Annotated in this window: 1 protein-coding gene; it reads left to right on the top strand. The window is 50.3% G+C overall.

Annotated features, from left to right (window positions below; genetic code table 11):
• Positions 1-120 precede the first annotated feature (120 nt).
• Positions 121-12,345: a glycosyl hydrolase family 95 catalytic domain-containing protein gene (locus HQN90_RS13950; protein WP_173219301.1), complete on the top strand. Its 12,225-nt coding sequence runs from the start codon at positions 121-123 to the stop codon at positions 12,343-12,345.
• Positions 12,346-12,408: the final 63 nt, after the last annotated feature.

Consider the following 12,408-nt stretch of genomic DNA (forward strand, 5'->3'; position numbering starts at 1 on the left):
TGCTGCTGAGACAGGGAACTCAGGAATGCCTGTTCTGAAAACGGGCAATTGAGACGATTTGAAAATATGCGAATTTGATCAATTAGAAAATTGCTCAAAGCGAAAACGGAGGAGTCAAACATGCATCTTTTTAAAAGAAAGTCGATGTCAAAGCGAATCATGGCAAGCCTGCTGTCAGCAGGCTTGCTTCTTCCAACGTCGATGCCTGCCCCACTCGCTGAAGCGGCTGGGCCCGCAATCACATCTTCCGCTGCGCCTGACCATAAGCTGTCTCTATGGTATCGGCAGCCGGCGACGGATTGGGAATCCGAAGCGCTTCCTATCGGTAACGGATTTATGGGAGGCATGGTGTTTGGCGGCATCGAGCAGGAACGCATTCAGTTAAATGAGAAGACGTTGTGGTCAGGCGGTCCAGGTTCTTCTTTCGTGTATAATTGGCCTTCCACCGATGATCCGGGAAGTGCTTCTACACCGTATACGTACGGGAACCGCGAAGACGCATCTGTTTCCCATTTGGAGAGCGTTCGGGCGAAACTGCGAGCCGGGGATACGAATGGCGCGCACAGTGAAGCGAATAGCTATCTAACAGGCTTGAACGCAGGTCTGGGAAGTTACCAGACATTTGGTGACTTGTATCTTGATTTTTCCGGTACTTCGGCGGCTAATGCCGTCAATTACCGCCGAGAGCTGGATCTGGAAGAAGCGGCATCCCGTGTCAAATACACGCTCGACGGAGTGGAGTATACGCGTGAATACTTTATCAGCTACCCGGATAAAGTGATGGTTACGCGCCTGACAGCCAATCAGTCTGGCAAACTGTCCTTGGATGTTCGTCCAACGAGCAGTCAGGGAGGAGACGTAATAGCAAGCGGAAACAACATACAGATTCGAGGCCATGTAGCTGACAACAACATGTTATATGAAGGAAACTTCCGCGTTCTGAATCAGGGGGGCACGTTAACGCCTGGCAGCGGCAAGATCTCCGTCGCGAATGCCGATTCACTCACCATTCTCTCAACCTTGGGCACTAATTATGCCAACAGCTACCCGGCATATCGAGGCGAGGACCCGCATCAAGCGGAGATGGAGATTCTAGATGCTGCGCAAAGCAAATCGTACGATACACTGCTCACGAATCATAAACAAGACTACAAGAGTTTGTTCGACCGCGTGAAATTGGATTTGGGAGAAGCTAAACCGACCGTACCGACGGACGAACTGCTGGCTACGTATGCGGGAACGAAGAGCAAAGCGCTGGAAGTGCTGTTTTATCAATATGGCCGCTATCTGCTGATTTCTTCCTCCCGTGCAGGCACGCTTCCGGCCAACCTGCAAGGTGTATGGAATCAGTCCAATAAAGCTCCATGGAGCAGCGATTATCATTTTAACATTAATATTCAAATGAACTATTGGCCTGCGATGGTATCGAACCTCTCGGAGACGATGACTCCGCTGATTGATTATGTGGAATCGTTGCGTGAACCCGGCCGTGTTTCCTCCGAGAAATATTTTGGCATTCCGGACGCTTGGTCGGTAGGTGTGGCGAATAACCCGTTTGGCTATACATCGCCGGGTTGGGATTTCGATTGGGGCTGGTCGCCAGCATCCAATGCATTTATTGCAAATAACGTTTGGGAAAGCTATAAATTTTCCGGTGATGTTGATCTGTTAAGGGATCGCGTGTATCCGATCTTGAAAGAAACGGCGGAGTTTTGGACGAAGTTTCTAGTCGAAGACAGCGATGGAACTTTGGTGTCGACACCTTGTTACTCGCCCGAACATGGCACGATCAGCTCAGGTTGCGCGTATGACCAGCAGCTCGTCTTCGACCTGTTCACCAATTACTTGGAAGCGAGCACAACGCTGGGCATCGATTCCTCTTTTCGAGCTGAAATTCAGGACAAGCTGAATCATCTATCTCCAATCCAAATCGGCAAATATGGTCAAATTCAGGAATGGAAGCAGGACATCGATGATCCGAACGACCAGCACCGTCACATTTCGCAATTGGTTGGGCTATTTCCAGGCAAGCAAATCAACAAGAGTACGCCGGCTCTTCTGGATGCGGCCAAGGTGACGCTGGAGCATCGCGGAGACGGGGCCACTGGCTGGAGCAAAGCGAACAAACTCAACCTATGGGCTCGCGCCCAGGACGGCACGCACGCCCATACGATTTTGGAAGGGCAGCTTGCCGAGAGCACGCTGAAAAACTTATTCGACACCCACCCCCCATTTCAAATAGATGGCAATTTCGGTGCAACGTCCGGGATGTCCGAAATGCTGCTGCAAAGTCATTTGGACAATATCGACATTTTGCCGGCACTCCCGTCTGCTTGGCCCAAAGGAAGCTATACAGGCTTGGTAGCCCGCGGAGGCTTTGAGGTTGGTGTGAATTGGAACGATACCCGGGCAACGGGCATTAGCGTTAAATCGGGCAAAGGCAATCGCGCGGTTGTGTCCTATCCGAGCATTGCCGGAGCAATCGTCACCAATCAAGCGGGCGAGAATGTATCGTATACAACAGACAATAGCCATCAGATTTCTTTTGATACCCAAGCAGGTTACGTTTATACGATTAGCTCGATTCCTTTGGTGGAGCCTAATCCGTTAGATCAAAAAACGTTCAATCTTACCGTTCAGCACAGTCAGCTTCGCATGGATGTGAATGGCGTTTCCAATGCAGACGGGGCTTCGATCATTCAATGGTCAGCAGGCACAGGGCTGAATCAACAATGGGCGTTTAAACAGACTGAGCCCGGATATTACAAAATCATATCCAAAAGCAGTTCGAAAGTACTTGCCGTAGAGAACGCATCAACAGAGGATGGCGCTGGGATCATTCAATCCGCGTACACCAACGATGCTGTTTACAATGATGAATGGTCTGTCGTGGATGCCGGCGATGGCTATTATCAATTGAAGAATCGGGGCAGCGGCAAAGTAATTGAAATTCCCGGAAACAGTTCAACAGGCGGCGTGCAATTCGTACAACGCACTGCCGGCACGGGCAACAATCAGAAATTTCAATTGTCGTTAGACAGAGCGGTGAACGATAATGCCACATGGGCTGGCAGCGACCAGTTTGTGTACAACTCCGGATGGGGGTATGCTTCGTCCGAATCCGGTGCGTACAACCGTGACAATCACTATTCGAACATGGCTGACACATACGTGCTCTTGCGGTTTACAGGCACCAAGGTGCAGTTGTATGGGGCCAAAAACAATAATCAGGGCATCGCTGCCATCTCGATCGACGATGGTCCTGAAGCGCTGGTCGATACGTACGCTCCGTCGAGATCGGATCAGCAGCTGCTCTTTGAAAGCAAGAGCTTGATGAATCAGGAGCATGTCCTGCGAATCCGTGTGACGGGGCAGAAGAATGCCAGTGCAAACAACACCTTTGTATCGATAGACCGGGCGGACATCCAGTCAAGGGTAGAGAAAAGCGCTGCTGGAAATTACTTTAACCAAAGGACAGAAACGATCAATGGAGTAAATCATACGGTCATTGCCCTTAGTTATGCAGGTGATGACGCTGGGGACGCGGTAAGAGCGGCTATCGAGGCTGCCAAAGCGGCGCCGAAGCCTGTCATTCTGGACTTTCCGGCAGGTACCTACCACTTCAAAGCTTCGACAGCGAACAATGCGCAGTATTATATTTCAAATACGTCTACGTCCGGGCAAACACCTGGCGGTTGGAGAAAAGTAGGTCTCCTGTTTAAAGATATCAGCGATCTTACGATCCGTGGCAACGGTTCGACCTTGCTGTTCCATGGCGTAATGACACCGATCGTGTTCGACCATGCAACAAATGTGAAGGTAAACGGGATCAACATTGATTTCAATCGTCCGGTCGTATCGGAAATGACCGTTACCGAGGTTGGAAGCAATTATATGAAAGCCAGCATTCATCCGGACTCTTGGTATAATATCCAAAATAACCAGTTAACCTGGATAGGCGAAGAGAACTGGACGCAGAATGGCACTCAAAATGTAAGTGCCGCACAAGAATACGATCCAGTTACGAAGAAGACGTGGAGGGTTGGAAATCCGTTAGGCAGCGTAACCAATGCACAGGATTTGGGCGATCGGGTGGTGCAATTCAACTACGCAAGCAGCCCGAATGTTGCGGTTGGCCACACGTATCAACTAAGGGACACGACGCGTAGAGAACAGGGAACATTGATTTATCGAAGCAAGGAGATAACTTGGACAGATGTCAACTTTTATGCGGCACCAGGTCTCGGTATCATCAGCCAATCCAGTGAAAATCTGACACTCGACCGTTTGAATTTTGCGCCAAAAGCAGGAAGCGGGCGGACGAACGCATCGATGGCGGACTTCCTGCAAGTTTCGGGCAGCAAGGGCGAGTTGCAGGTGACGAATTCCCATTTTGCCGGGGCGCAGGATGATGCCATTAATGTTCACGGCACTCATCTCCAAATTGTGCAGATTCCGGCATCCAATCAGGTGAAGGTGCAATTTATGCATCCTGAGAGCTGGGGTTTCGATGCATTTGCCGTAGGGGATACGATTGCGTATATGAACAAGTCGACTTTGCTTGCAAAGGAAAGCGCAGTAGTGACTGGCGTAACACGCGTGGATGACACGCAAATAATACTTACCTTGGATAAAACGGTGCCTGTTTCGGTAGCCGCCAACGAGTATGTGGTGGAAAATACCACATGGACGCCGAATGTCACGATTACGAATTCGACGTTTGAAACGATTCCGACCCGAGGCATTCTAGTGACGACGCGAGGTGCTGTACGAATCGAGAACAACATGTTTGGCGGCATGCCAATGAGCGCTATTCTGATTGCGGACGATGCGCAAAGCTGGTATGAATCAGGGATGGTGAAAGACGTACTCATTCGCAATAATACATTTACTAACGTTGGGAACGCGGTAATTAGCGTCGAACCAAGCACTTCCCTGAAAAATCCGAATCAAACCGTACACAGCCATATTGTGGTCGACGGCAATCGGTTTAACCCATCAAGCGGCAATTCTGCGATTTATGCCAAGAGTGTGGACGGGTTTACGTTTACGAATAATACCGCAACTCAAGGCGGTTTGGAGCTTGCCTTCGATGCATCCAAAGCCGTCACCGTGGCGGGGAACAGCTTTACACAAAGCAATTCGGACAAAAAAATCAACTTCAATCGCATGATCGCGGGCACGGACTCTGTTGAGGCCAATCAAGGGTTTGTCGTCACTCGGACGAATAATTATGAACTCGCGGATCCGAATGAAATTCCGCAAAGTCAAATGACAGCTACAGCAACTAGTAATCACAGCGGGAATCAAGCTAGCAATGCCATTGACGAAGACCCTTCGACATTCTGGCATTCGGAATGGGACCCGATGGCGAATTTGCCGCAATCGATCATACTCGATTTTGGAAACACGTATGTGACTTCGAAGCTAAGGTATGTACCTCGGCAAGATGGGGAAGTCAATGGCAACATTACAGCATACGGGTTATCGATAAGTGCGGACGGATCCTCTTTTACGCCAATCGCAAACGGAACTTGGAAAGATGACAGCAGTGAGAAGAACGCTGTTTATGCACCGGCTGCCGGCCGATATCTGAAGCTCACCGCTACAGCAGGCCATGGCGGATATGCGTCTGCCTCGGAGATTCACGTTATCAAGGCTGCGAGCGTAGTTCAGAATCAGGAACTTGTTGCACTTATAGCGAATGCGCAAGGCAAGCATGACAGCGCGGTTGAAGGCAGCGAAATCGGTCAATATCCGGCTGGCTCCAAACAAACGCTGCAAACAGCGATTGATGCGGCGAACCGAGCAGTCGGTGCGCTTACGCAACAAGAAATCGACCAAGCCAAGGATGATTTGAACCAAGCGCTTCGAGCGTTTGAAGCTTCGGTTATTTCTTCCGAGGAGCCATACGTTCCTGATTCGACGAACAGGCAGGAATTGAATTTCAACACGGGTTGGCTGTTCAATCGTGGAGATGTAAGCGGCGCTGAAGCAGCCAGTTTCGATGATAGCGGCTGGGAGGGCGTTAATTTGCCTCATAGCGTGCGCCTGGAGCCTAAAATCACTGGCGGCAACAATCAGAGCTACCAAGGTATCGCATGGTATCGAAGACATGTTCCACTAGACAGCTCTTATGCCGGCAAGAAACTGTTTGTCGAATTTGAAGGGGCGATGACCAACGCCGAAGTATGGGTCAACGGGACTTATCTTGGCATTCATCATGGCGGGTATACCCCATTTACACTCGATATTACGAACTATGTTCATTTGGATGGCACATCAAACGTCATCTCGGTAAAGCTTGATAACAGGGACGACCCGCAAACGCCGCCGGGCAAGCCGCAGCGCGATTTGGATTTTGAATATTTCGGTGGCATTTACAGAGACGTTAAACTGCACGTTACAGATAACCTGCACGTTACCGATGCGGTTTTCGCTAACAAGGTGGCAGACGGCGGCATTTTTGTCACGTACCCGTCGGTCAGTGCGTCGCAAGCGACGGTGCAAGTGAAAACAAACATCATCAATGAATATGCGGCAGCCAAAAACACTAGTGTCAAAACAACGATTGTCGACAGCAACAATCAAGTGGTTGCCACGATGGTAAGTGGCGCCCAAAGTATGAGCCCGGGAAGCGACTATACATTCGTTCAATCGACGACGATAACTAATCCTAAGCTTTGGCATCCCGACCATCCGAACCTGTACACGGTTTATACTGCTGTGAGTGACGGGAATGCTTTTGTGGATAGCTATAAGACGCGAATCGGGATTAGGAGGATTGAATTTACACCTGATCAAGGATTTCTCATTAATGGCGAAAAACTCATGTTGAATGGCGCAAACCGGCACCAGGAGTATCTCTATGTCGGAAACGCGCTGCCGAATTCCGGGCAGTACCGTGATGCCAAGCAGATCAGGGAAGGCGGCTTTAATAACGTTCGCACGGGTCACTATCCGCAGGATCCGGCTTTCCTCGATGCAGCCGATGAGTTGGGACTTACCGTTATCGAGCCTACGCCGGGTTGGCAATTTTTCGGGGACTCCGTCTTTGAGCAGCGTTCCTATCAAGCCATACGGGATATGGTTCGCCGTGACCGCAATCATCCTAGCATTATTATGTGGGAATCCAGTCTGAATGAGACGACTTACTCGCTGGAGTATGCGCAAAACGCGCATAATGCTACCCATGAAGAATATCCAGGCGATCAGACGTATACGTCTGCAGAGTATGGATTTTACGGAAAAGAAGTATACGATGTGAACTACAAAGAATTGAAGACGGCGCTCAAGCCGCTGTTTACAAGAGAATGGGGAGACGATTGGTCAGAAAGCGCCACGAGCCCTACCGGTTATCGATCGGTCAGAAAAGTCGGCGAAATCGACATGCTCAACTCCATCATCCTGCGACAAAAGGCGTTGAATGGAGACGGCTACTTCGATTGGGCAGGTCTCAATGCCAATCCGCGTATCGCCGGGCACGCGGTGTGGAGCTTTAGCGATAATAACCGGGGAATGGACGCCGATCCAGCCTACTCGGGTCTCGTGGATCTGGACCGGTATCCGAAATTCAATTATTATTTCTTCCAAAGCCAGCGCGATCCTAACGTGAGGCTTAGCGGCATCGACTCTGGACCTATGGTGTTTATCGCTAATCAGTGGACGTCATCTTCGCCGAGAGATGTCACCGTTGCCAGCAATGCGGAGCAAGTAAAGCTTTATTTGAACGATAAGCTCATTGCCACACAAAATCCCGATAGCGGATTAACACATGTGAAGCATCCAACGTTCACATTCAGCGGAGTGCCTTGGGAGGTTGGAACGCTGCGGGCGGATGGACTAATTGGCGGTGCGGTCGTGGCTTCTCACTCGGTAACTACGCCGGGACAACCGCATCACTTGTCCGTGGAGTACGATACGAAAGGGAAGGGGCTTGTTGCGGACGGCTCCGATCTGGTTATGGCTTATATTACCGTTCGGGACGCTAACAATAACATCGTTCCTTCCAATGCTCTTTCCGTTTCATTAAGCTTGAGCGGTCCGGGCGGGCTGATTGGAAATGGCGATACGCGTATCCTTGCGAATCCAGTCGTTATGGAAGCAGGCGTTGCTGCAGCTCTGGTCAAATCTTCATTGACACCAGGCACCTTGAAGCTTACAGCGACGGCAAGCGGTTTGCTCGCGGGAAGCGCCGAAATTACAAGCACCGCTAGTCACAGCGTGTTTGTGTCAGGTGGAAGCGATGGCGGCGACAATTGGTTTGCAGGCGAGAACGTCGCTTTGAACAAAAGCGCAACATCAAGCAGCGAGTCAAGCGGGAATCTTGGACCAAACGGAAATGACGGGAACGAGACGACGCGCTGGGAGGCGGCAAACGGCAATCCGGGACAATGGTGGGAGGTCGATTTGGGCAGCTCTTTTAACATCACGGGATCGGAAATCGTGTGGGCGAGCGGGAACACCTATTATCAGTACAAAATCGATGTATCTGAAGATCAGGTCAACTGGACGACGATTTTGGACAAAACCCAAAATACGACGGCAGCGGCGCGGCAAAGGGATAAGCTGGTCGCCAACGCACGGTATGTACGCGTTACGGTAACGGGAGCACAAAACGGTCCAGCCAGTTTCTACGAGATGAAAGTGTTTGGCGTGGCTCCGTTTCAAAATCAGGCGGAGCAGCACCCGGCTTTGGTAAATGTCGCCCTGAATAAGTCCGTCACCGCAAGCAGTTCGGCCAGCGGCAACGAGCCGTCCAAGGCGAACGACGGAGTCAACGGATCTTGGTGGGAGGCCAGCGGCAGTGCGCCAGGATGGCTGCAAGTGGACTTGGGTGCTTCGTATAATTTGACAGGCAGCAAGATCCTCTGGGGACGAGATAATATGTATTACACTTACAAAGTCGAGGTTTCTGCCAACGGGTTAACTTGGTCGCAAGTCGCAGGCCGATCGGCTTCGGGTCAGGATATGAACCCTGACAACTTTACGGCAGCCAGCATCCGATACGTTCGGGTGAGCGTTGATTCGCTCTCAGGGGGCAGCGGCACGGAGAAGCCTGCGATTAAAGAAATACAAGTGTACAGCGAACCGGTAAACATTGCGTTAACCAAGCCAGCAAGCGCGGATAGCTACCAGAGCAACCACCCTGTCGCGGCCGGCAACGATGGAAATGAATCGAGTCGTTGGAGCGCGGCTGACGGAAACGCCGGGCACTGGTACCAGGTTGACCTTGGGGCGAGTTACGACATATCGGGTACCCGGGTGAAGTGGGAAATGGACAATCAGAATTATGGATATCGAATCGAGGTTTCAGACGACAATGCGAACTGGACGACAGCATCGGAAAAGTCAAGCTCGCAGCAAGTGCAATTCGACTATTTCAATACGCACGCAAGGTATGTGCGAATCCAAGTGACGGATTTGTCCGGCGCATGGGCGAGTTTCTGGGAATTTGACGTATACGGCGCGGTTCCGATTGATACGTCGCTGATTCCGCAGTCGCAAATGACGGCCACGGCCACGAGTGAAGAGACAAGTGGAGATAATAATGACGCTTCGCAAGCTATCGACGGTAATCCGTCGACGATTTGGCATACGAAGTGGGATATGTCCAATTCGCTGCCGCAATCGATTACCATCGATCTAGGCCAAGCGCATGTCCTTTCGAAACTAAAGTATTTGCCAAGGCAAAATGGGGCGCAAAACGGCAATATTACTTCTTACGAACTGTCAACAAGCATAGACGGAATTTCTTTCACACCGTTTGCAAGAGGAAACTGGAGTGATGACAACAGTGAGAAAATCGCGGCATTTGCTCCGGCGACAAGCAGATACCTGAAGCTTACCGCTACTGCAGGTCATGGCGGATATGCTTCAGCAGCGGAGATTAACGTTGTGAGAAGCGAGTTGGATGAGGACTATCAAACCTTAGCAGCTCTCATCACGAGTGCGCAAAGCAAGCACGACAGCGCCGTTGAAGGCAATGCAGACGGCCAGTATCCGGTAGGCTCGAAACAAGCGCTGCAAGAAGCCATTGATCTAGCGAAGCAAGCAGGCAACAACGCGTCTGTTACGCAGCAGTTATTGCAGCAGGCGACGAATGATTTAAATGCCGCACTTCAATCGTTTGTGCCGTCAGGCAATGTGAGCATACAATCAATCATTGTTACTGGCGCATCAGACACTATCGTTTGGAAGGGTGGAACCCTCCAGTTAAGCGCTACGGTGCTGCCTGCTAATGCCACGAATCAAACAGTGACATGGGCTGTCTATGAAGTGAATGGCGCAGTAACGGATAAAGCGATCATTAATCCGACTGGCTTGCTGACGGCTGTGAAGGATGGAACCGTGAAGGTGGTTGCGACAGCAACGGACGGTTCAGCCGTCTTTGGAGTAAAGGCTATTTCAATCAGCGGGCAAAATGACAGTCCTGGTACTGGTCCTGTGCATGTGGCAGCTATCACCGTCATAAGCGCATCGTCAAGTATTAACGTGAAGGGCGGAAGCCTCCCGTTAGGCGTAATGGTGCTTCCGACGAATGCGACGAATCAAACTGTGACATGGGCTGTCTATGAAGTGGATGGCGCAGTAACGGATAAAGCGATCGTCAATCCGACCGGCTTGCTGACGGCCGTGAAGGACGGAACCGTGAAGGTGGTTGCGACAGCAACGGACGGTTCTGCCGTCTTTGGAGTAAAAGTAATTTCTATAAGCGGGCAAAATGACAGTCCCGGTACTGGTCCCGTGAATGTGGCATCTATCACGGTCACAAGCACATCGTCAAGTATTAACGTGAAGGGAGGAAGCCTCCCGTTCGAGGTATTGGTGCTTCCGACGAATGCGACGAATCAAACAGTGACATGGGCTGTCTATGAAATGGATGGCACTGTAACCGATAAAGCGATCATCAATTCAAGTGGCTTACTGACGGCAGCGAAGAATGGAACGGTGAAAGTAGTTGCCACAGCAAACGATGGTTCGCTGGTCTTTGGGAACAAAGTTATTATGATATCCGGGCAAAATGACAATTCAGGCCCTGACTCTGGATCTGGTGGTTCTAGCGGTTCTAGTGGTTCAGGCAGTCCAACGACACCGCCAGTGAAAGAAGATCCTACCCGCTACGTACCCAAGGATACGGAACTTAGGGTCGAGCCTGCACAAGACAATCAAACAGCGATAACTGCAAGCATCGATCGCGAACGATTGGCGCAGAAATTAGCGGATCTTAAAGCTGCTGGCAGTTCTATCCTCAATTTCGAGATGCCAGGCAAGTATGAAAAGAATGCCGTACAGCTGCCGCTGGATATCTTGTATAGCAGTATGAAAGACAATAAAGGAACTGTTTTGACGTTAAGAAGCCATTTGGGATCTTATAACCTGCCGCTTTCCATCCTGAATCGCGAGGATGTTGCAAGTGCGGTTAATATGGAAGGCGCAGTGCTGATCATTCGCATGGATAAAGCGAAATCGCAGCAGGAGAAGCAATTTGAACAATCCATCGCTAATCAAGGTATGAAACGCCTAAGCGATATGATCGATTACAAAGTGATTCTGAAATCCAAGGACCAAGAAGTCGAAATTACGAACTTTGGCAACAGCTTTATCACACGCGTGATGAAAGTAGAAGGAGCCATTCAGGATTCTTCGATTGCGACTGCAGTCGTTTACGATCAGGCTACAGGAGAGTTGAAGTTTGTACCATCGGTGTTCACTGTGAACAACGGCAAGACAGAAGTAACGATAACCCGTAATACGAACAGTCTGTATGCGATCGTTCAAAACAAGAAAACGTTTGACGACATGGTCGGGCACTGGGCACAGAAAGATGTTGAGAACCTAGCTTCCAAAATGGTAATCGACGGAACAACGGATCGCACGTATACACCGGAAATGCAAGTTACTCGGGCTCAGTTTGCAGCACTTCTTGTAAGAGGACTAGGGTTACCGACAGAAACGACGCCATCCGTATTTACTGATGTTGCTGCCACCCAGTGGTATGCATCAGAAGTAGGTACAGCCACGAAGTACGGCTTGGTTCAAGGTGTTGGCGAGGGCAGATTCAATCCGGATGAACTGATTACGAGAGAGCAGATGGTCGTGATGATGATGAAAGCTGTGCATCTCGTTCAGGGAGAATCGAAACCTGGAGCTGTGGCGAATACCCGATTTGCGGATCAAGACCAGTTATCAGACTATGCCCGCAGCGCGGTAGCGGAAGCAACTAGCAAAGGTTTGGTACATGGGAAAACAGAAACAACCTTTGCACCGCAAGATGCAGCCACTCGCGCAGAGGCTGCCGTGCTTATCAAACAAGCGATGCAATATTTGAAATTGATTAACTAAAAGGAAGCATAGAAAATGGAGGAGAAAGGTGAATCCGTTCTCCTCCATATTTCCATGTTTTTA

It is taken from the genome of Paenibacillus alba, from assembly GCF_013204855.1.
Lineage (GTDB): Bacteria > Bacillota > Bacilli > Paenibacillales > NBRC-103111 > Paenibacillus_E > Paenibacillus_E alba.